General features: G+C 50.2%; 22 protein-coding genes. 11 read left to right on the forward strand and 11 right to left on the reverse strand.

What is annotated here, in order from left to right; all coding sequences use genetic code 11:
- Window positions 1–11 precede the first annotated feature (11 nt).
- Window positions 12–1,247 (reverse strand): multidrug effflux MFS transporter, encoded by a 1,236-nt coding sequence (locus tag B156_RS0127645; protein ID WP_026261103.1) that lies wholly within the window; start codon window positions 1,245–1,247, stop codon window positions 12–14.
- A 404-nt stretch (window positions 1,248–1,651) separates the two neighbouring features.
- Here B156_RS0127645 and B156_RS0127650 point away from each other — a divergent pair, with 404 nt between their 5' ends.
- On the forward strand, window positions 1,652–2,221 hold the full coding sequence (locus B156_RS0127650; RefSeq protein ID WP_018623056.1) for a hypothetical protein: 570 nt from the start codon (window positions 1,652–1,654) through the stop codon (window positions 2,219–2,221).
- A 22-nt stretch (window positions 2,222–2,243) separates the two neighbouring features.
- Here the strand turns inward: B156_RS0127650 and B156_RS0127655 are convergent, their stop codons facing one another.
- Window positions 2,244–2,846: a DUF1684 domain-containing protein gene (locus B156_RS0127655; protein WP_018623057.1), complete on the reverse strand. Its 603-nt coding sequence runs from the start codon at window positions 2,844–2,846 to the stop codon at window positions 2,244–2,246.
- Window positions 2,847–3,143: 297 nt separating this feature from the next.
- Between B156_RS0127655 and B156_RS0127660 the strand changes: the two genes are divergently transcribed.
- Window positions 3,144–3,614, forward strand: coding sequence for a hypothetical protein (locus B156_RS0127660; protein WP_018623058.1), 471 nt, complete (start codon window positions 3,144–3,146; stop codon window positions 3,612–3,614).
- A 74-nt stretch (window positions 3,615–3,688) separates the two neighbouring features.
- On the opposite strand, the gene trxA is transcribed toward B156_RS0127660, so the two are convergent.
- On the reverse strand, window positions 3,689–3,994 hold the full coding sequence (trxA, locus tag B156_RS0127665; RefSeq protein WP_018623059.1) for a thioredoxin: 306 nt from the start codon (window positions 3,992–3,994) through the stop codon (window positions 3,689–3,691).
- A gap of 104 nt (window positions 3,995–4,098) precedes the next feature.
- Window positions 4,099–5,406 carry a bifunctional 3,4-dihydroxy-2-butanone-4-phosphate synthase/GTP cyclohydrolase II gene (locus tag B156_RS0127670; RefSeq protein WP_018623060.1) on the reverse strand — a complete coding sequence of 436 codons (1,308 nt, stop codon included), beginning with the start codon at window positions 5,404–5,406 and terminating at the stop codon, window positions 4,099–4,101.
- Window positions 5,407–5,615: 209 nt separating this feature from the next.
- Between B156_RS0127670 and B156_RS0127675 the strand changes: the two genes are divergently transcribed.
- The 3 genes from B156_RS0127675 (at window position 5,616) to B156_RS0127685 (ending at window position 9,174) form a co-directional block, all read left to right on the forward strand.
- Window positions 5,616–7,607, forward strand: coding sequence for a T9SS C-terminal target domain-containing protein (locus B156_RS0127675; protein ID WP_018623061.1), 1,992 nt, complete (start codon window positions 5,616–5,618; stop codon window positions 7,605–7,607).
- A gap of 91 nt (window positions 7,608–7,698) precedes the next feature.
- Window positions 7,699–8,031: a YbaB/EbfC family nucleoid-associated protein gene (locus B156_RS0127680; RefSeq protein ID WP_018623062.1), complete on the forward strand. Its 333-nt coding sequence runs from the start codon at window positions 7,699–7,701 to the stop codon at window positions 8,029–8,031.
- Between the two features lie 108 nt (window positions 8,032–8,139).
- Window positions 8,140–9,174 carry a glycosyltransferase family 2 protein gene (locus B156_RS0127685; protein ID WP_018623063.1) on the forward strand — a complete coding sequence of 345 codons (1,035 nt, stop codon included), beginning with the start codon at window positions 8,140–8,142 and terminating at the stop codon, window positions 9,172–9,174.
- Between the two features lie 64 nt (window positions 9,175–9,238).
- Here B156_RS0127685 and B156_RS0127690 read toward each other — a convergent pair whose 3' ends face one another.
- On the reverse strand, window positions 9,239–9,499 hold the full coding sequence (locus B156_RS0127690) for a PspC domain-containing protein (RefSeq protein WP_018623064.1): 261 nt from the start codon (window positions 9,497–9,499) through the stop codon (window positions 9,239–9,241).
- A gap of 293 nt (window positions 9,500–9,792) precedes the next feature.
- Here B156_RS0127690 and B156_RS0127695 point away from each other — a divergent pair, with 293 nt between their 5' ends.
- On the forward strand, window positions 9,793–9,993 hold the full coding sequence (locus B156_RS0127695) for a cold-shock protein (RefSeq protein ID WP_018623065.1): 201 nt from the start codon (window positions 9,793–9,795) through the stop codon (window positions 9,991–9,993).
- Window positions 9,994–10,059: 66 nt separating this feature from the next.
- On the opposite strand, the gene lysS is transcribed toward B156_RS0127695, so the two are convergent.
- Complete coding sequence (gene lysS / locus B156_RS0127700; RefSeq protein ID WP_018623066.1) at window positions 10,060–11,829, reverse strand: lysine--tRNA ligase; 1,770 nt, start codon at window positions 11,827–11,829, stop codon at window positions 10,060–10,062.
- Window positions 11,830–11,943: 114 nt separating this feature from the next.
- On the reverse strand, window positions 11,944–13,848 hold the full coding sequence (locus B156_RS0127705; RefSeq protein ID WP_026261105.1) for a S9 family peptidase: 1,905 nt from the start codon (window positions 13,846–13,848) through the stop codon (window positions 11,944–11,946).
- Between the two features lie 259 nt (window positions 13,849–14,107).
- On the opposite strand from B156_RS0127705, the gene B156_RS0127710 reads away from it, so the two are divergent.
- Window positions 14,108–14,989 (forward strand): DUF2490 domain-containing protein, encoded by an 882-nt coding sequence (locus tag B156_RS0127710; protein WP_157627211.1) that lies wholly within the window; start codon window positions 14,108–14,110, stop codon window positions 14,987–14,989.
- A 31-nt stretch (window positions 14,990–15,020) separates the two neighbouring features.
- Here the strand turns inward: B156_RS0127710 and solA are convergent, their stop codons facing one another.
- Complete coding sequence (solA, locus tag B156_RS0127715) at window positions 15,021–16,187, reverse strand: N-methyl-L-tryptophan oxidase (protein ID WP_018623069.1); 1,167 nt, start codon at window positions 16,185–16,187, stop codon at window positions 15,021–15,023.
- 34 nt (window positions 16,188–16,221) lie between these two features.
- On the reverse strand, window positions 16,222–16,542 hold the full coding sequence (locus B156_RS0127720) for a hypothetical protein (protein WP_018623070.1): 321 nt from the start codon (window positions 16,540–16,542) through the stop codon (window positions 16,222–16,224).
- A gap of 226 nt (window positions 16,543–16,768) precedes the next feature.
- On the opposite strand from B156_RS0127720, the gene B156_RS0127725 reads away from it, so the two are divergent.
- Window positions 16,769–17,257, forward strand: coding sequence for an ankyrin repeat domain-containing protein (locus tag B156_RS0127725; RefSeq protein WP_026261106.1), 489 nt, complete (start codon window positions 16,769–16,771; stop codon window positions 17,255–17,257).
- Between the two features lie 24 nt (window positions 17,258–17,281).
- On the opposite strand, the gene B156_RS0127730 is transcribed toward B156_RS0127725, so the two are convergent.
- Together B156_RS0127730 and B156_RS0127735 are read right to left on the reverse strand one after the other, a co-directional pair.
- Complete coding sequence (locus B156_RS0127730; protein WP_018623072.1) at window positions 17,282–17,998, reverse strand: SDR family oxidoreductase; 717 nt, start codon at window positions 17,996–17,998, stop codon at window positions 17,282–17,284.
- Between the two features lie 112 nt (window positions 17,999–18,110).
- Window positions 18,111–18,446: a translation initiation factor gene (locus B156_RS0127735; protein WP_018623073.1), complete on the reverse strand. Its 336-nt coding sequence runs from the start codon at window positions 18,444–18,446 to the stop codon at window positions 18,111–18,113.
- Between the two features lie 413 nt (window positions 18,447–18,859).
- Between B156_RS0127735 and B156_RS0127740 the strand changes: the two genes are divergently transcribed.
- The 3 genes from B156_RS0127740 to B156_RS0127750 all read left to right on the forward strand — a co-directional run bounded on the left by B156_RS0127740 (window position 18,860) and on the right by B156_RS0127750 (window position 21,345).
- A complete protein-coding gene (locus B156_RS0127740; protein WP_245563870.1) occupies window positions 18,860–19,426 on the forward strand; it encodes a GNAT family N-acetyltransferase in 567 nt (188 codons plus the stop codon).
- Window positions 19,427–19,536: 110 nt separating this feature from the next.
- Window positions 19,537–20,259 carry a (d)CMP kinase gene (gene cmk / locus B156_RS0127745; protein ID WP_018623075.1) on the forward strand — a complete coding sequence of 241 codons (723 nt, stop codon included), beginning with the start codon at window positions 19,537–19,539 and terminating at the stop codon, window positions 20,257–20,259.
- 6 nt (window positions 20,260–20,265) lie between these two features.
- A complete protein-coding gene (locus B156_RS0127750) occupies window positions 20,266–21,345 on the forward strand; it encodes an NAD(P)/FAD-dependent oxidoreductase (protein ID WP_018623076.1) in 1,080 nt (359 codons plus the stop codon).
- Window positions 21,346–21,437 lie beyond the last annotated feature (92 nt).

Below are 21,437 nucleotides of genomic sequence, written 5' to 3' on the forward strand. Positions count from 1 at the left end.
TTTCTTTTATCCTACAACACAACCTCCGTCAGTGGCTCATGGCTGCTTCGGTGTGTAAGCCGATACTGAACGACCCGCTGCCCAATGAGCAGGACAGCCAGTCCGCCCACAACGCAACCTGTCATGACGCCTACCATCGGTATGGCAGTATTGTTGTGCAGAAAACTGACCGTAGCCGAAACCAGTGCGCCAAAACCCATCCGGAAACTACCCATCAGTGCGGCCGCGCTACCGGCATGCCGCGTAAACGGAGCCAGAGACAAGGCTGCGGCATTAGGGCCGGTTACGCCCTGTCCGGCCAGGAACAGAAACAACATCCCAATCAGGCCAACCTCGCCAAACCACCCCGCCCAGGTGCCGAGGACCATCAATAGCCCAACGACTGACTGATACGTGAGCGTAACCAGAATGATCTGCTCGCTGCTGTATCGTTTCAGGAAAAAACGGTTTAGTTGCGTTGGTGCCACTAGTGGGATGGTCATGAGCGCGAAAATCCAGCCGTACTCCTGCGCACTGGCGTGATAAATATTCATGAACACATCGGACGAACCCGCCAGATAGGCGAAGGGGGCTGACGTAGCAATGCCACCAACCAGCGTATAAATCAGAAATTGAGGCTGCTTTATAACGGTAAGAAAACTTCCCAGTACTGCCTGCGGGCGCAGCGATAGGGAAGCATCCGGCTGTCGGCCATCGGGCAGGGCAAAATAGATACCAACCAGCATAAAAGCGGTAATGACGGCCAGGATAAGGAAAATGGAATGCCAGCCGAACGCCACAGTAGCGTAACCACCAATGGTTGGAGCAATCATGGGCGAAACGGCGATGACGAGAATAAGCAGCGAAAAAACCTGTGCAATCTGCGAAACCGGAAATAAATCCCGCACCAGTGCCTGTGCCGCCACCAGCCCCACACAACCGCCCAGTGCCTGAAGTAGCCGCATGGCAATCAGCGTTTCTATGGATGTGCTGAACGCGCAACCGATAGACGCCAGCAGGTAAACGACCAAACCCGCGTACAAGGGCCGTTTCCGGCCATACCGGTCCAGCAGGGGGCCGTACAACAGTTGCCCGATAGAAATACCGACCAGGTACGCCGTTAGGGATAGCTGAACCTGGGAAATGGAAGTGTGAAGATCGCGGGCAATGGCCGGAAAACCCGGCAGGTACATGTCGATGGAAAAGGGACTGACGGTAGAGAGTGCCCCCAAAATCAGGATAATAACGAAATGCTGTCGGCGAGTCATAAACTCAAAGAAAGGTACTTCTCTACATACGTTCAACCCGGAATGATTGTTCCCGAATTAACCGTTCTGAGGACGCGTGTCGGTCAGAATGCCCGGTTGCTGCCTATGGGGTCTAACCGCTCAGGTAACAATGGCCTGGTGACCTACCCATCTGGCGGACCTGGGTCAGAACGGGGACGATTTCACCCCGATTGAGTTTCGGTAGAGTGGTAGTCTGTTTCATACAATCAACGGGTAATGTACCTTTGTTTGGCAGGCCGGTTGCCTACAGAAGGAGATTGACGATGAACAGAACGGATAGGTCAGTCATCCACCAGAGCAAACAAAAACTTTTATTGCGATGTATTATGTGAGCGATTGGGATAACAAAACCGGCATTACCCTCATGCCCCCATTAGTTGATTATGCAGGACATTGAACCCTTCTATGGCTGGGAGAAATACTATACCGCATCGGAAGATGCGCAGTCTCCGTTTTATGAGCGGGAGTATAACATGCAGCAGTATGAGAACACAATCTACGGCTACTATATTCACCCACTCTGGGATGAAATAGGCTCCGAAACGCTGTACTGCAAAATTCTGTTTGCCAATTACGACCGGCAGTTTGTAGTAATTGAACTCTTTGGCGAGTGGAACGACACGCTCCACAACGACATTATGTACCTAAAGCGGCAAGTAATAGACCCGCTGTTACAGCAGGGTATCAAATATTTTATCCTGGTTAGTGAGAACATCCTCAATTTTCACGGCTCCGATGATAGCTACTACGAGGAGTGGTTTGAGGAAGTGGAGGATGGCTGGATTGCAGCCGTCCACTCGCCGGATTTCATTGAGCGGGAATGGAAAAAATACCACCTCGATTACTACATCAATTTTGGGGGCACGCTCGACATTGCCAATTGGCGGACTCTCAAACCCGCCGGGCTGTTCGAGTTGGTTAATACCCTGCTCGTCCGTCGGTTAGGGGGATGATGGCACCCGCGAGATTCGTACGTCAATGGTCTTTTTCGTAGGTTTTCTCACCTGCTTCAATGGCAACTGACAGCACGTTGGTTGCGGGAGGGATCGGGCATGAATACCCTTCCTCGTAGGCGCAGTATGGATTGTAGGCCCGGTTGAAATCCAGCGTTATTTGCCCGTCTTTAATGTCGCCTGTGCGGAAGTCGATGTAGCGCCCACCGCCGTACGTTTCTTTGCCGGACGTGGCATCTTTGAATGGTAGAAAAAGATAATCCCGGTAGTTAGGGAGCTTCATCAGGTTCAGACTCCGGTACAGGGTTAGCTGCTGCGGCTTGCCATTCAGCACAAACGACAGTACGGCGTAGGCTACATGCTCCTTCGTTTTGCCGCTGTACGTAGGCATGTCGAATGGTTCGGCGTTTACGGTTCGCTCGACTGCGGCAATTACCCGGTACGTTGAATCGGGTTCGTAGAAGTGGACGTACGCTAAATCGGTCGTTGCTTTCAGCGGGCCGCCCGCCGAATCCAGCAACTCTTTTTTGTAGGTTTCCCGGTGTTGGGCCAGTTGCTCCAAAAAGGGTGTTTGGGCCATCGCCCGGGTAGTGAGCAGGGTACAGAGTAGGAGCAGGATACGCATAATAAGCAAGTCGAGGTCAGTTAGGTATCTGGCAGAATGACACCGTATACGCAAAAATGGTTGCGGCACGGGTGAAAATTGGCTCACCAGTCTGCCGGGTTAACACTAGCAGTTAACCAGCCGTTATGTCGGTTTCTCACAACTATCACTCTATCAATCTGCCAACTGGATTTCTCCTTTCCGGGATTACTGATTTTACCTTCCACTTAATCTATGGGATAGTATAAAAGTGCAAGAAAATAATTGTTTATTATAGTTTGTTGCTATATCTTGACTGTATCATCAATCCTTACGGTCATGAAAAAATCACTGGTAGTAATTACTCTGGTATTAAGTACCGTTATGAATGGGTTGGCTCAGGCTGACAACGAAGCTATAAAGCGTGTGCTGCGTAGTGAAACCGAAGGCTTTTTTAAACGGGATAAAGCGGAATGGGCCAATGCCTGGGCGCATACACCTTACGTAAACTTCGCTGCTAACCTGTATGGCGGAGATTTCAGGCTGATTAAAGGATGGAGCGAGCTGGAAAAACAATTTGCCAGCCAGTTCAAAAGTAAAAAGGTGTCAGATAAGGTTACGGTACAAAACGATAACTATATGATTCACCAGAATGGCAATATGGCCTTCGTTACGTACGACCAAACCCTGTTGGATAGTCACGGAAAAACGACATCGAAAGAAAGCCGGGTGCTGGAAAAGCTAAACGGACAGTGGAAAATAATCAATGTCATCGCGTTGACCAACCTGCAAAATTTCGAAAAAAAATAAGTTTTGACAAAAACAGACACGACCCGAATGCCAGCATTCGGGTCGTGTCTGTTTAAAAGATGATATAGCGCAGGCTAATTCCCAAACTGCTTTACCAAGCCTTCCAGCGTGTGCAGGGGCTGCACCCCCGATTGGCGCCAGACAATCTTACCGTCTTTAAACATAATCATGGTCGGTATGCTCCGAATCTGGTACTGTTGGGCGGCTGCCTGAGCCTTATCTACGTCAATTTTAATCACGCGAACCTTATCGCCCGACCGCTCGGTGAGTTGTTTCAGGATAGGAGCCTGCTGTTTGCAGGGACCACACCAGTCGGCATAAAAATCGACTAACACGGGTTTGTCACCCTGTATGAGTTCCTTGAATGATTGCTTATTCATAGTGGATTGTGGTTAGTTTGTGGTTAGCGTAAAGCAACGAAGCATACGGGGTCAACCTGTTGACGAACAGCCGTGAACGACAACCAATAAACAACAACCAGCGGCTATTGTTCCTGGTTAACTGGTTCTTTCAGGATGGTATGTCCCATCTTGTCGCGCTTCGTCTGGAGGTACCGTTCATTGTGCGGATTGGACGATATCTCAATGGGGATGGTGTCTATAATTTCCAGCCCGTAGCCCATTAGTCCAGCCCTTTTCTTGGGGTTGTTCGAGATAAGCCGCAGTTTACGAATACCCAGGTCACGCAGTATTTGCGCCCCTACGCCATAGTCGCGGGCATCCATTGGCAAACCCAGTTCCAGATTGGCTTCAACCGTGTCGCGACCCATTTCCTGTAGTTTGTAGGCCTTCAGCTTATTCAGCAAACCAATGCCGCGCCCTTCCTGAAACATATACACGACTACGCCTTTTCCTTCGGCTTCTACCATCTGCATGGCGGAATGCAGTTGCCCGCCACAATCGCAGCGACAGGAGCCGAATATGTCGCCCGTAACGCAGGACGAATGAACCCGCACCAACACCGGTTCGTTAGGTTCCCATTTTCCTTTTATGAGCGCCAGGTGTATATCGCCGGTGTTACTCTGCTTGTAGGCAATCAGGTCGAAATGACCCCATTTGGTCGGCATATCAACCCCAATTTCCCGATGAATCAATGATTCGGTGCGGAGCCGGTATGCAATCAGGTCCTGAATGCAAATCAGCTTCATGCCGAAGCGGTCGGCCAGTACCCGCAGTTGGGGTAATCGGGCCATAGTACCGTCTTCATTCAGTACTTCGATCAGCACACCCACTGGCGACAAGCCCGCCAGTTTAGCTAAATCAATGGCCGCTTCGGTGTGTCCCGACCGACGGATAATTCCGCCTTCAACGGCCCGCAAAGGGAAAATATGCCCCGGCCGGCCCAGGTCGTCGGGCCGGGTGGCCGGATCGACCAGTGCCTGGATGGTTTTGGCCCGGTCGGAAGCCGAAATACCCGTTGTGCAGCCATTACCCAACAAATCAACCGACACCGTAAAGGGGGTTGTATGAACCGATGTGTTACTGGTAACCATCATATCCAGTCCCAGTTCTTCGCAACGTTCCTGCGTGAGGGGAACGCACATGAGGCCCCGCGCTTCCCGAACCATGAAGTTGACCATTTCGGGCGTAATCATCTCGGCCGCACAGATCATATCGCCTTCATTCTCGCGGTCTTCGTCATCCACGACCAGCACTATTTTCCCGGCTTTAATATCGGCAATGGCCTCTTCAATTTGATCTAACCGGATGGGTGTCAACCCGTCCTGCGGTAACCCCTGACCCGAATCGACAGGCGACCCGCCGGTTTCGGAGTTGGTACTATTATTGCTCATCTCTTTGCGTCTATACGTGTCTGTACCTGTACATTTGCCGTTGATGGCTCATTCTCCAATCGTACAGGACGATTGGAAACAGGCACTGTTTGGTTGAAAACTGATTTAGAGAAAGATACGTTTCGCCAGATGCGAAAATGTCTGTTAAGCCGTTTTCTACAAAGTAAGAAACGACGTAACTTTATACGAACGATAAAAAATTACCCTCTGTGCAAATTTTACCATTGGTGCTGATTGATATTGGGGTGAAAGCCGATAAATTGGCTTACCGAACAGTATCAACGCTGGCCATATTAGTACTGTTGAGCGGATTCTTACAGGTTCAGGCCCAGAATGTTTGTATCAATCCACAGTATCCCGGTAGCTTTTCCATCGACAAAGCGAAAGTGTGCGTTGGTTCTCCCATCACCATTACTGCACCGTCTGCCATCATCAATGCCGGGTACAATTTTCAGTACGATGGCAAGAGTTCGGTTGATAAAATTACCCTGTCATCTACCAAAACGTTTTCCTATACGGCTCCCGGCTCGTACACCGTAGTGCAGGTTGGAAGTGGTGGTGGGGCGGCTACCGGTACTATTCTGTGTCGGGAAGTGGTGGTGTTACCCGTTGATCCGGTTAAGTTCACAGCGAAGGGGTGTTCGGGCCGGCGGGCTACGGTTACAGTCGATGCATCCACACTGGGGCAGTATGATAGTTACGAGATTTACTGGGGTGATGGGGTACGGGAGCAGAAAACGCGGGCCGATGTGGCGGTCGATTTATCCCATACGTACACCAACGCCGGCTCGTACACGATAACTGTGCAGGGTATTTATAGTGCCCCGGCAAGTTGCAGATCAACGATAACAACTGCTCCCCCCATTACGGTTACATCGGCGGCAACGCAGCCCATTATTACGGCGCTGAAAACCACCAGCGATAATGCCATTGACATTACCTACCAAGCTGGCTCCGGTTTATCCGTGCAGCTTTATCAGAAAGTAAATGGAACCTATGTCGCAACGAGCCAGAAAGGGTCCGGTTCCGGTACCTTCTCGGTGCAGGCAGATGCCAAGCAGGTGCAATGTTTTCAGGTAGTGGCGCAGGATGCCTGTAGTACCGCCGGCCTGTCGTCGGATGAGGTGTGCAGCCTGGTACTCAGCGTAACAGCAGCCAATAAACAGAACAATCTGAGCTGGCAATCCTACGCGGGTACCGCTTCGCAGTTTCGATTTTACCGGGTTTACCGCAACGGAAGTGTCAACGGACAGGTAACCAACCGGACTACCGGAACGTACGTTGATGCCAATAATATCACTTGTGGTACGCAGTACTGCTATTCGCTTGAAGCCACTGCCGGACCAACAATTATCACGTCGCAACCCATCTGTGCAACGGGAATCAACAGTAATGCGCCCGATAGCCTGGGCAGCGTGGTAGTATCCATCGAAAACAACCGTCCGCGTCTGGTTGCGGCCCTCCCCACAACGGGTGCCCCCCTGACGTATACCCTCGTCATTAGCCGGTCAACCGGCCCGTCGGGACCCTTCCAGCAGGTGGGTACAGTGGCCAACAAAAATACATTTGTGGATGACAGTGCCAACCCGTTGGCCAGTTCGTATTGCTACCAGGTGGCTTATCAGAGTAACTGCGGATTGACATCCGTGCCGTCGAAGCCGGTTTGTACCGTACTTCTGTCGTCAAAGTCGAACAAGGGAGTTGACTGGACTGTCGATTCCCCCTTCACTCCGGAACTGGTCGACAACTATATTCTGGAAGTAGTCGATTCATTAAACGGAACCAAACGCGAAATTCCGATTAGTGGCAACACCCATTACGAACCCGACCCTAACGACCCCAACCTGCAGTCGCAGCGGTATCGCATTATTGCTGTGTCTACCAACGGGACAATTAGTTACTCCAACTTCTTTACCTTCCGTCGGGAAGCAAAAATTCTGGTCCCCGACGCTTTTTCGCCGAATGGCGATGGATTGAATGATACCTTCCTAGCAAAAGGTATCTATTTTGACCAGTACAAAATGATTATCTATGACCGCTGGGGTGAGGTAGTGTATACAACAACCGACAAAACCCAGGGCTGGGATGGCCGAATAAAGGGGCAACTGGCCGAGCAGGGGCAATATATGTACCGGATCGAAGTAACTGATCTGACCAGTTTCCAAACTGTTCGTACGGGTGCGGTGTTGTTAGTCAGATAAACACAGTCAGTTGATTAGTTAGTGAGTTAGTCGGTAAAAACTAATCAACTGACAGACTAATCAACGGATTGACTCACTAACTATAAAGCATATGAATATGATGGATATGTTCGGGAAAATGAAGGAAGTTCAATCCCGCATGAAAGATGCTCAGGAAACGCTCGGTACAATTACCGAAACGGGCGAATCGGGTGCCGGTTTGGTGAAAGTAACGGTCAATGGTCTTAAAAATGTCCTGAGAATTGAGATCGACCCTGACTTGATCCGGCCCGATGATCGCGAAATGTTACAGGACCTCATTGTAGCTGCTACCAATAAAGCGATGGGCAATATTGAAACGAAAGCCCGCGAACATCTGCGTCAGGCTACCGAAGGCTTATTGCCCAATATCCCTGGTCTGAATCTGGATGGGCTGATGCCATAAATAGTTTGTACGTTTGTGTCGTAATGCCAGTCGGTCTGTTCGTTGAGTTGGATAGTGATCGTCGTGGCGTACACAATTAATCGACGCAAAAATTGCGAAACGCAGTACGTGGATATCCTCGCCATTGTTATTCTTAACTACAACGGGCAACCGTTTTTAGCCAAATTCCTGCCGCTTGTGCTGGCCAATGCCGATGGGCATCCGGTTTACGTAGCCGATAGTGCCTCCACCGACTCATCGGTAGCCTACCTGAAAACGACGTTCTCCTCCGTGCGGGTCATCGAACTTCCCCAAAACGAAGGCTATGCCGGTGGGTACAATCGGGCACTCGATATCATCAGAACCCAGTATGGGGGAGCTATGTACTATGTGCTCCCTAACTCCGATATTGAGGTAACACCCGGCTGGCTGTCGCCCATGCTGGCCTTGCTGAAGGCGAATCCTGCCATTGCTGCGTGCCAGCCTAAAATCCGGTCTTACAGTGAGCGTTCGTTATTTGAACATGCAGGTGCTGCTGGTGGCTTTATTGACTGGATGGGCTACGTTTTTTGCCGGGGACGCGTGTTTGCCACTTTCGAGACCGATAACGGGCAGTATGATGATAATCGACGGGTGTTCTGGGCAACGGGGGCCTGCCTGTTTATACGGGCCGAGGTGTTTCATCGGGTGAGTGGGTTCGATGCTTCCTTTTTTGCCCACATGGAAGAGATAGACTGGTGCTGGCGCGTCCAGCAACTTGGCTATGAAGTGTGGGCCTGCGGACAATCGACGGTTTACCACGTTGGAGGTGGTACGCTCCACAAATCCAATCCCCAGAAAACGTTCCTGAATTACCGTAACAGCTTATTTATGCTGTACAAAAACTGGCCGAGCGACGGGTGGCTATGGCCTAAAATACTTCTGCGCCTGGTGCTGGACGGTGCATCGTCGCTTCTCTTCATGATAGTCGGACAGTGGCCGGATATATGGGCTATTCTACGGGCACACTTTGCTTTCTATGGCGCATTGCCGCAACTGCATCGGCAGCGTCGGTTCTTGAAAAAGCAGCAAACGACTACTGTATCGCTTTATCCAAAAAGTATCGTCTGGCAGTATTTTGCGGAGGATAAAAAGACGTTTGGGGAGATAAGCGGTGAACAATGAAGCGTATAGACTAAATTAATGCAAATTAGTCTATACGCTTCATTGTTCACTCCTGATTACCGCATTACAGTTCCCAAACGGTTGGGTGGGCATGACGACGCAGGTGTTTATTGATTTCCATCCAGAAAGCCAGTATCAGGTAAAGAATAACCGGCGAACCCATCGTCAGGAATGAGGTATAAATGAAATACAGGCGAATGCTGCTGGCTGATATACTCATCTTCTCTCCTAATCGCGTGCATACGCCAAATGCCTGACTTTCAAGAAAATAGCGGAATTTGTCGACTTTTTTTGCCAGGAAACGAATAATTAACCAGTTAGCCATAAGATGAAGGGTTAATAACTTCTTAATAGATTGTTTGCTGTACAGATAGAAACTCAATATAAACTTAGTGTATTTGGTTAAAAAATAGCATTGAAACTGTTGAAGTTAGAACATTTTTATTTTCTTTGTGTTGCAACTCGGCAAATGGTACTGCCAGACAGGTTGCACGAATATACTTAACAAAGTTCGTTGATTATCAACTAGGTATCCTGTGGGATGCAACAGTATCTGTTTCTTATTCTTTGTTAAGAACTGACCCTTGAAATGTTTAATTTTTTAATTGTTTAGGTTTTATGCAAACGGGTGAAGTTAAGTTTTTCAACGAGAGTAAAGGGTACGGGTTTATTGTTGAAGATGGTACCAGTAGAGATATTTTCGTTCACGTTACCGGCCTGAACGGTCTCACTATTCGGGAAAAAGACCGGGTACAGTTTGAAGTGGTCGACGGCAATAAAGGTCTCAATGCCGTAAAGGTTCAGAAAATAGCCGATTAATTTACCCTCCAGTGTTTACGTACGGAATAAGTACCCCACTTAGTTTTTAAGTGGGGCTTTTGTCGTTTAGTTTTCCGTCCAGCTCCGCACCTGCTCAAGCGTAGGCATGGGTACGTCCATTTTCAGCTTTTTACGAACACCGCCCAAATCGTTGAACAGTTTATTCGGGTTAGCAGCCTGCAACTGGTCAACCGTCATGAAATTTAGTTTTTGCAGCGCCGGAACCCATTCAACAGGAACGCCAGCCGTTACAAAATCGCTCTCCTGCGACTGCTCCACTTTCTTTTCGGGGCGCATCTGAGGAAAAAACAACACATCCTGAATAGACGGCTGGTTGGTCATAATCATGGCAAGCCGGTCAATACCCAGTCCTACACCCGCCGTTGGAGGCATCCCGTATTCGAGAGCGCGCAGAAAATCTTCGTCCAGCATCATGGCTTCCTCATCACCCCGTTCAGCCAGGCGCAGTTGGTCTTCAAAGCGTTCGCGCTGGTCGAGTGGGTCGTTCAACTCAGAGTAGGCGTTGGCTATCTCTTTCCCGTTGCAGATGGCTTCAAAGCGTTCCACCAAACCCGGTTTGCTCCGGTGCTTTTTGGTTAACGGCGACATCTCAACCGGATAATCGGTGATAAACGTCGGCTGAATCAGGTTGGGTTCGCAGGCATCACCGAACAATTCGTCGATCAGTTTCGATTTGCCCATCGTACTATCCACTTTAATGCCCCGACTTTCGGCTACCTGCCGTAGTTCGGCTTCCTGCATGTTTGACACATTGACACCCGTGTAAGCCTGAATGGCTTCGAACATGGTCATGCGTTTCCAGGGACGCTTGAAATCAATGACGTTTTCGCCCACCGTTACTTTGGTTGTTCCGGCCACGTCCAGCGCTACCTTTTCCACCATTTCTTCAATAGTATCCATCATCCAGAGGTAATCCTTGTAGGCTACATAGAACTCAACCTGCGTAAACTCCGGGTTGTGCGTACGGTCCATTCCCTCGTTACGGAAATCTTTGGCAAACTCGAAAACACCATCGTAACCACCCACAATTAACCGCTTCAGGTACAGCTCGTTGGCAATCCGCATGTAAAGCGTCATGTCGAGCGAGTTATGATGGGTGCGGAATGGCCGGGCGGTAGCTCCCCCGTGAATAGGCTGCAAAATGGGTGTTTCGACTTCCAGATACCCTTTCTGACTCAAAAAAGAACGAATAGAGTTCACCAGCTTCGTCCGTTTGACGAACACATCGCGTACGTGAGGATTTACAATCAGGTCGACGTAGCGCTGGCGGTACCGTTGTTCGGGGTCCGTAAAGGCATCGTACGTTTCTTTCTCCCCCCGCTCATTCATCACTTCTTTCACCACCGGAAGGGGACGCAGCGCTTTGTTCAGGATTGTGAATTCATTGACATAAACCGAGAGTTCGCCGGTTTTGGTCGAGAATACGTAACCCCGAATGCCGATGATATCACCAATATCCAGCAGTTTTTTGAAGACGGTATTATAGAGGGTTTTGTCTTCTCCGGGGCAAAGGTCATCACGCCGGAAATAGAGTTGCATCCGCCCGGTAGCGTCCTGCATTTCGGCAAAAGAGGCACTACCCATAATTCGAAAGCCCATGAGCCTGCCTGCTAGTTGAACGTTGCCCCAGCGGGCATCGTCGGAGAGGTTCATTTCGGGTTCCACCGTCGATTCGGGGTCGGGCAGAAACCGGGCTTTGATGTCGGCAATGGTGGTATTTACATCAACCAGGGCAGCGGGGTAGGGGTCAATGCCCATCCGCATAAGTTCTTCGCGCTTTTGTCGGCGGTTTATTTCTTGTTCGCTCAGGAGCATAAAAGTGGTACCAAGTCGGTCAATCAGCGAGTTGACCCGTTAATAAGGCCGCAAAAATAGCGAAAAGGATTGGCGTTTGCAGGATTTGGTCGCTGTTCGTCTACTTCGACTGGGCTACTGTCCCGGCCCGCGCAGGTATTTATCCAGAAATTCTTTCACCGCTTTGTAGGCCGTTATCTCGTTTTCTTTCTTCACAAAACCGTGTCCTTCATCCGGGAAGGTGACGTACTCGACCGGTACGCCGTTTTTCTTCACATTCGCCACAATTTCGTCTGATTCAATTTTCAGCACCCGTGGGTCATTGGCTCCCTGAATGACTAGCAATGGCTTTTTGATGCGCTCCGTATGAAACAACGGCGACTTATTGTAGAGCGCCACCGAGTCCGTTTTGGGATGGCCGATTTCCTTAAACATAGCCTCGCGCTGCGGACCCCACCATTCGGGCATACTGTTCAGCGTGCGCAACCAGTTGGCTACCCCGAAAATATCGACCCCTACTGCGAATTCGTCGGGCGTAAAGGTCAACCCGGCCAGCGTCATGTAACCGCCGTACGACCCGCCCATAATACCGATTTTGACCGGGTCGACGTAACCGGTTGCGGCCAGGAACTTCTTCGATTCAACGCAGTCTTTCAGGTCGGCATCGCCATGCTTACGGTCATCGGCGGCATAAAACGTTTTGCCATAGCCCGAACTGCCCCGGTTATTCACCGCCATCACCACATAACCGTTGTTGACCAGGTATTGAACGAGCGGGGAGTAGTTGAGCCGGGTCTGCCCGCCGGGGCCACCATGAATGGATAGAATGGCTGGGAGCTTATCACCCGCCCGTGCGTCTTTGGGTTTGAAAAGCAGGGCGGGTATCTCCATGCCATCAAACGATTTGTACCGAATCACCTCACCCGAAACCAGATCGGCAGCGTCGATTTCAGGATTCAGGCCGCGTACTAATGGAGTGGCCTTACCAGATTTGAAATCGTACGAATACAGGGTAGCGGGCGAGTTAGAACTGTTGACAAAAAAAGTCATGCGGCCTTCGCTGTCGGTAATGTTTACGCCGTTGATATCGCCACCCGGTAAGGCGGGCATCTTGATAGCCTGATTGGTTCGGGTGTCAATGATTTTCAGTTCCGTGCGGGCATCGTTGTTAATGGACAAAACCCGATAACGGCCCTTGTACGACAGGTTATCGCCAGAAATATCCCAGTCTGCTTTGTCGAGAACAGTACTCTGACCCGTGACCAGGTCGTAAGACTTGACGTACGAAAACTGGTTTCCTTCATCGGTAGAGATGAGGAGCTTCCGGCCATCGGGTGTGAAGCCTTCGGGACCATTGTTTACGTCTCCGGTGTGTTTTGTCAGGAGTTTGGTTTCTTTGGTTTTGGTATTGTGCAGATACACATCTCCATTGCTGGTCGTGATGGTTTTAGCCAGTGCGATGTAGCGCTTGTCGGGTGATACGTCGCCGGGGAAAAATCCGCCCGGATTTTCGAAAAGCAGGGTAGGCGTGAGGGTAGCCATGTCCATTTCGTACACATCGAAAGCCGCCGGACTACGCTGGTTCGACTGGTAGAAAAAACTTTTTCGGTCGTGGCTGAGACCTGCAAACTGGAACTTCGCTTTTGGAGCGGGGGTAAGATCTTTTACGGCACCGTCTTTTTCGCGCAAATAAATGTGCGTCAATTCATTTCCACCCTGGTCGCTGCTGTACAGAATGCGCCCGTCGGGCAGGTAACCGATGGCAAAAATGGCGTTTGTTTTAGAGTTAGTCAGTTGTTTTGGCTGGCCTGTGCCGTTGAACGGAATTTCATACAGGTTAAATACGCCATCCTGATTGCTGCTGAATAGCACGTTCTGCTCATCCGGCGAAATATCTGATCCACCAAACCGGATGGTTTTCATAAACTGCTCGATGGTGTATTTACGAACCGCTTTCGGAGCTGGCCCTGCCAGCATTTGATGGGCGCTTATGGACAGACACATTGCCAGAAACAAGTGCCGGACTGATTGATTTTTCATGGAAAGGGTGTTTGATTAGCTACGGATGTTTTCGGCGTACGTTGCCGATAGAGACCGGGAGCAAAAATGGGGAAATAAAATCGATTCTGATTGCTTGATTCTGACCTATTTATGGATGGATTGAGCCAACGGTCATTGCTGTAATTTGTTGGGCTTTACGGGCCTGTTTCTACCAGCACGCATTTACTAAGAGAAGGGAGGAATTTTCTTAACAATTACGTAACATTCTCTATTTTTGTTTGATTGAAAATAGAGAAAAGTGAGCCGTTTTCGACTTGTAATCAACCTGCTACGCGGCATCCGATTTAGTTGTCAGGTGATGCCAGGGAGCGTTCTGATACGCTTTTTGTGGCTAGCGATTTTAGTAACTACACTAAGCAACGAAAGTACCGCCCAAATTACACCACCAGGTCTTGAAGGCAGTCGGGTAGCAGGTTGGGTAGCTCTTGGCTTTACCCAGGCAATCAATTCCAAATTGGCGCTGGCTACCTACGTGGGTACGTCAACGCAGAGCAGCTTTGGGGATTACAACCTCCTGGATAAGCCAGCTATTTCGGTGATAAACCAGGAGGTGAGCTATCAGTTTACTCCTTACTGGCAGGCCGTTTTGGCGGGTAGCATCCGCTCTCAATCACTATATGAGAAAGAAGCGCCCTACGCACTTAGAAATCCCGGAATTCGCCAGGAATTACGCACCTATGCCCGGTTCTTCTTTCGACATAAGCAGGGGAAAATAAGTTGGGCGCACTCGTTTCGCCCTGAATATCGTCGGTTCTATACGGCGGACTGGCGGGATTGGACGACCCCTTTACAGGTTCGCCTGCGATTAAAATCTCAGCTTTCCGTTCCATTAAACACCGCTCAGACCACCCAATTTGTAGTCGCTAACGAAGTGTTAAGTGTGATTGACAAGCCTACTGTACCGCTCGCTATTGAATCCCGGTGGAGTGGTTACCGACTTACGGAAGACCGGCTTGCTCTGTTTGTTCGACACCTGTTGCCAAAACCTGATCTTTGGGTGGATACTGGCTTAATGAATCAATTTACATGGGATGCCACCAACCAGAAAATACAATATACCCTTTACCTATCCATCGATTTTATTTTTCGTGATCCGTTTAGTAGGAAGGCGACGGAATGAGAACCGGTTTTAGTCCTTCCTGACTTTGTACTCATAAAAAGGTAGAGAAGCTGGCTAACTGGAAGGGTTTGGTATCGAACTCAGTCCGTCCGGTCAGGGCTAATTCAGCCAGTATCTGACCCACGGCTGCGGAGTGTTTGAAACCATGACCTGAACAGGCCGATGCCAGTAATACATCGGGGTATGCAGGGTGCTGATCGATGATAAAGTCCCCGTTGGGCGTCATGGTGTACAAGCAAACGGCCGATTTAACACACGCTGAGCTGATACCGCGTAGCACAGGGGCTACAAATTGGTCGTACATCAATTGCGTTTCTATCTGGCTGACCGTGCGATCAACAGCGTGGGGTAAGGTTGTATGTTCGTAGGTTTCTGTTGCCAGTTTAATCCCCCCGTCTGGCCCATTTACCGCCGGGAATCCATATACATCCCGATCACTAAAGATGAAAACGGGCATCTTATCGGGGGTGTACTGCGCATAGTCGTTCTGAATGTCAAACCAGTACAGAACTTGCCGATACACTCGAAGTAAATCGGCATACGGTGTGCCCCGGAGTGATTCCGTCAGCCATGCGCCGGTGGTAAGAATCAGTTTTCGGGTGTGGTAGACAGCCCGATCTGTCTGGATGGTAATACCTGCTTCGATCGATTGGAAAGACAGCATCCGTTCGTTCGTGCGGACGGTTGCCCCATTTTTGCGGGCCTGCTCAAGCTGGACGGAAACACAGCGTTCTGGCTGTAGGAATCCCGCTTCCGGTTCGTAATACCCCACGTCATTCGGGCGAAACTGAAACTGAGAAAATTCCTGCCGAAGTGCTGGTAAATCAAGTATGCGGTGGGGGATGCCAAACTGCCCGGCGGCCTGAATCGTTGTATTGAGCCATCCTGTTTTGTTACGGGTTTGTACCGCGGAGTTTTGCTGGCCTACGAATAAGCCGCCGGTAATGGTCAGTAATGGCTCGGCCGACTGTTTTTCGAGTTCCCGCCAGATTTGGTAAGAGCGTAGGGCCAGCGGAATGAAATGCGTTCCCTCGCCAATGGCTTGTCGCGTTATCCGGGTGTCCCCGTGGGTTGACCCAAGCGTGTGAGGAGGAGCAAACTGATCGAGTCCCAGTACGTTCGGGGTTTGTTTTGATAGCTGGTAGATGGCAGCACTTCCCACAGCCCCCAGCCCCACGACAATCGCGTCAAAAATCATGTTTTATCCGTCATTGCGGCAGTGTGTAGCGTCGCTAATACCCTTCGTCTGTAACCAGGTAATACAATTTCGTATGCGTGGACTGATCCCGGTTCTGGACAGTAACGGTTAGCAGCTCGACGTGTGTGTAATCGTTGAAAGGCGAAACGGTGCTATCAATCACCGATTGATTCGCTTCTTTACCCGTCCGTTCGACCGAGGAAATGGCTTCTTCCCGCGAATCGAAACTACCCAGCAGATCGCCCAGCTCGAGCGTGGGCTCCTGCTCCGGTAATTCGCCCGATGTACTGGAAATTGGGGACTCTGCAACCTCCGATGAATTAGTGGCCGGAGCCGTATACAATTCTACAAGCATGTTGAAAGAAACTAAGATGTACAGGGTAAACGATTGGCAGCTCGTTTTGATAGCAGGAAGTTGGTGACTGAACACGCAAATCAACCGGCCGACGATTAATTAGAGCTGTACTGCCACCCGGGAACAAGCGCGGACTACGGCAAAATACCTTTCTTTGAACAAAGGAGTCACGTTCATTTGTTTAGCTTTTTTATCGATTCTCATTTTTGAACAAGTAACATTCGGTATGACGCCCAACTTCGGTCAAACAACAACTACGCTCTTCGATGCCGCCCGCAACGGTGATATTGCCTCACTACAGCGACTCATTGCCAGCGGCCTGAATGTAAATATGCAGAATGAAAAGGGTTATACGCCCCTGATCATAGCCGCTTACGATGGACAGTTGCAGGCGACCCAGGTATTGCTGGAGGCCAATGCTGATCCGAACATGCAGGACGACAGCGGAAACACGGCACTTATGGGCGTATCGTTCAAGGGCTACCCCGAGGTTGCCCGGCTTTTACTTGAAAAAGGCGCGGAGGTAGATCAGCGCAATGGCAATGGGGGTACGGCACTCATGTTTGCTACAATGTTTGGCCGAAACCAGCTGGTAAAACTCCTGCTCGACTACGGAGCCGACCGTAGCCTTGTGGACCTACGCGGATTGAGTGCGATTGATCTGGCCCTTCAGCAGGGTAATGAAGAAGGCCTGAAACTACTTCAGCAGCCGTAATTCCAGGCCTTCATATAGAAAAGGTTATTTACCGCCGGGACGCGTGGGGCGAACTTCAATTTTACTGGGCAGGGTACGCGGATTCATTTTAATAAGGTCACACACCAGCTCGCCAATGTCTTCCGGCTGTATTTTCCAGGCGTCTTTTTCGCTGGGCTCATGGTCGTTGAAATGCGTGGCTACCGAGCCGGGCATGATAGTGGTCACTTTGATGCCTTCACTCCGTAAATCGAGCATGATGGCCTGCGTAAAGCCAACCAGTCCAAATTTGCTGGCGTTGTAAGCCGATCCTTTCTCGAAGAAGTTGGTACCGGCCAAACTGGCAATAGTGATGAAATAGCCTTCCGTTTTTTTCAGCGCGTCCAGCGTGGCTTTTGCCGTGTAGAAAACGCCCGTCAGGTTGATGTCGATGGTTTCCTGCCATTGCTCAGGGGTAAGTTCCTGAATAGAGGCAAAATGGCCCACGCCCGCGTTGGCAATGACGTAATCGAGCTGACCCCACTGGCTCATTATGCTCTCTACTACTTTTTGCTGCGAGGTAAGATCACGTACATCAGCCGCCATACCCAGTGCGTAGCCGGGTTTAATTTCGTTTAGTTTTTTGGCCGCCAGTTCTGCCGCTACGGATGACCGGCTTGTGATTGCTACCTTGATTCCCTGATTGATGAGAGCTTCGGCAATACCGTAGCCGATGCCTTTTGTGCCGCCGGTAATGAGGGCGGTTTTTGTACTGTCTGCCATAACTGGTTAGGTAAGTTGGTAAGAACAACGTGCCAAACTGCGCGTATGGAGGAATAACTCCCTGATTGGCGCAAGGGTTTACACGACCAACTGGCCAACGCCTGTTTGCGGATTAGCCACCCGCTTTTTTGGCTTTGTATCCCTTGCCAACAAGCCAGGTCAGCACCTTGTCGCGGTGATCACCCTGAATCAGGATTTCGCCATCTTTACCGGAGCCACCCGCTCCGCAAACGGTTTTGAGTTGTTTCGCCAGTTCCGTTAAATCGGCGTTGGTGCCAACAAACTCCCGAATGGCGGTTACCACTTTATTGCCGCCCAGTTTCAGCACCCAGATTTTAAGATTCTGCTGGGCAGGGAGCAGCGTTTGCGCTTCAGGCTCCTCATTGAATTGGTACTGAAAGTTAGGATCGGTGGAGTAAACAACACCACTACTTTTTTTCTTACTCATTGTATAGGCAGACTAAAACGGCAAAATAACACAAAGAAGCCATTTATGATGCTCTATGCGGGAAGATGGTTGTAGCCTGGTCATTTACTTGTGGCACCTGGTTAATGTTGCCCCTCCTGTGCATCACCTGGGCTAGTTCTGGAAGGGTAGGGCAGGGGTTAGAAAGGTACAGACTATTTTCGGGTATGGCGATCGTTTTTGACTAATTGACTGGGTCAAAACCAACGCGCCCTACAGGAGGGCAACTCGTTTTCTCGATGAATGCGGTTGGCACAGGGTAAACCGGCACAGGAGCCGGATGAAGTTATTTGTAGAATTGACAAACCGGATGCAACTTGAGCCTCATAAATAACTCCGTTCCTGGCTAACAGTTGGCCGTGTCATTTGTTAGTGACTTGTGAACGCTTTGCCTTTTGACTACTACCTTGGTTTGTTTTTCTCTTTCTGTCGGTCAGCTACGTCCCTGGCGCGAGGGCGACGAAGAATCATTAGTTCGGCATGCCAGTAACCGGCAAATCTGGAATAATGTGCGCGACTTTTTTCCATACCCGTACACGCCCCGCGATGCACATTCGTGGGTGCGTTCCAATAAGTCGTACCAGCAGCCGAATAATCTGGCTGTGGAGGTGGATGGGAAGGCGGTGGGGAATATCGGCTTTACCGTTAAAGACGATATTTACCGGTATAATGCCGAAATCGGCTATTGGGTTGGCGAGGAATACTGGGGTCGGGGTATTATGACGGAAGCGATACCGATTATGACGGACTACATTTTTGCCAATTTTCAGGTAAACCGCATTTTCGCCTGCGTGCTGGAAGGAAACACCGCTTCCATGCGCGTACTGACCAGCGCCGGGTACCAGCAGGAGGCTATTCACCGGAAAGCCGCCGTGAAAAATAATCAGTATTTAGATGAATATGTGTATGCCATTCTCCGGGCCGAACATCGGGAATTGAAGTCATCCACCAGTACGCCTTAGCGGGCTGGCTGCCTGCTTATTTTCAGGTATTGTTATCCGAAAAAGCCCAACTATAGGCTATTTTTTGGTTATTTTGTCAACTCATTACCGCTTCGGCGGACTCGTCTGTTATGCCGAAAATAGTTATTGCCATTGATGGCTATTCCAGTTGCGGAAAAAGTACCACCGCTAAGGCAGTAGCTGCCCGTTTAGGGTATGGGTATATCGATACGGGTGCTATGTACCGGGCCGTTAGCCTGTTTTTTATCCGGGAACGGGTGTCACTTTCCAGCTCGAAAGAAGTGAACGAAGCCCTCGAAAAAATTCATATTTCCTTTAAACACAACAACCGGACAGACCGCAACGAAACCTGCCTGAACGGCTTGAACGTGGAGGAGGAGATTCGGAAGATGTACATCTCCAACATTGTGAGCGAGGTAAGTGCTATTCCCGAAGTACGCTGGGCCCTGGTCGCTCAGCAACAGAAAATGGGGCGAAGGCGGGGGGTCGTTATGGATGGCCGGGATATTGGTACGAAAGTTTTTCCCGATGCTGAAGTAAAGGTTTTTATGACTGCCGATACGTATACCCGTGCCAAACGCCGACAGCAGGAACTACTCGTAAAAGGGGAAATGATAAATCTTCAGGATATCATTAACAATCTCGAAAAGCGTGACCTTATCGACACGACCCGTTCTGAAAGCCCCCTGGTGCAGGCCCCCGATGCTACGCTGCTGGATACGTCGCACATGACCATTGAAGAACAGGTGGACTGGGTGCTCGAACTGGCCGACCGGCGATTGGTGGAAATCCATCGCAACAGCCACAAAAAAGCCGCTAATCCAGTCAATTGATTGCCTATGACTGCCGACTTTCTGATTGTGGGCCAGGGTGTGGCCGGGTCCATACTGGCCTGGACGCTCGACCAGCGGGGATGCTCGGTAATCCTGGTCAATGACCCTGCCCGACCGTCGGCTTCGGCGGTGGCGGCTGGTATCGTTAATCCGCTTACGGGGCGCAAACTGGTGCGCACCTGGAAGGCCGATGAGCTGTTTCCGTTTCTGCACCAGTTTTACCGGCACATCGAACAGACACTTAACGTTCGGTTTTTTCACCCCAAAACCATCTACCGCCCCTTCCGGTCGATGGCGGAGAAAACGGCCTACGAATCCCTGACGGACAACCCGGCCATACAGCCATACATAGCAAATGCTGTCAATCATGCGTTATACGACCAATTCATCAATAACCCGTTCGGGGGGCTTGAGGTGACCCAGGCCGGGTGGCTGGATGTCAATGAATTCATCCGAATCATAAAAGGCTATTTCATTCAGAAAAACCAGTATGCCGACATCAGCGTAAAGATTAATGAATTGGTGTTCAGCGATGGAAAAGTGGAGTGGCAGGGTATATCGGCAAAAAAAGTTATTTTTTGCGACGGCGCACAGTTAGGCGAAAATTCACTGTTCAACTGGCTTCCCTACAACCCCGTGAAAGGGGAGATTATAACGGCAGTAGTGCCCGATTACGCCATCACTTCCATCGTAAATCAAGGCCTCTTTATCTTACCCATTCGGGATGGATTGGTAAAAATCGGGGCTACGTACAGCTGGCACGACATCGACTGGAAAACAACCGGGGAAGGGCGTACATTCCTGGAAACGAAAGTGCGGGATATCCTGAAAGTACCTTTCGAGATTGTTGCCCAGCAGGCGGGTATCCGCCCATCAACCAAAGACAGGAGACCATTTATTGGGCTGCATCCTGCCCGGGCAACCGCTGGTGTTTTTGGGGGGATGGGCACCAAAGGCGTATCGCTGGCTCCGTATCTGGCCGAGCAGTTTTCCCGGCACCTGCTGGATGGTGAAGATTTGGAGCCGGAAGCGAATATTAGCCGCTATGATTCGTTATTATTACACGATTTGGACGAGCCAGCGTAGTACATTGGAAATTCCAGGTTTTTAGGTCATATTCATTCGTTAAACGCGCTGTACAAGGCTGTGCCTGGTAACGGCGTTTTGGTCATTGTCCT

Origin of the sequence: Spirosoma luteum DSM 19990 (assembly GCF_000374065.1) — a bacterium.
Classification (GTDB): Bacteria; Bacteroidota; Bacteroidia; order Cytophagales; family Spirosomataceae; genus Spirosoma; species Spirosoma luteum.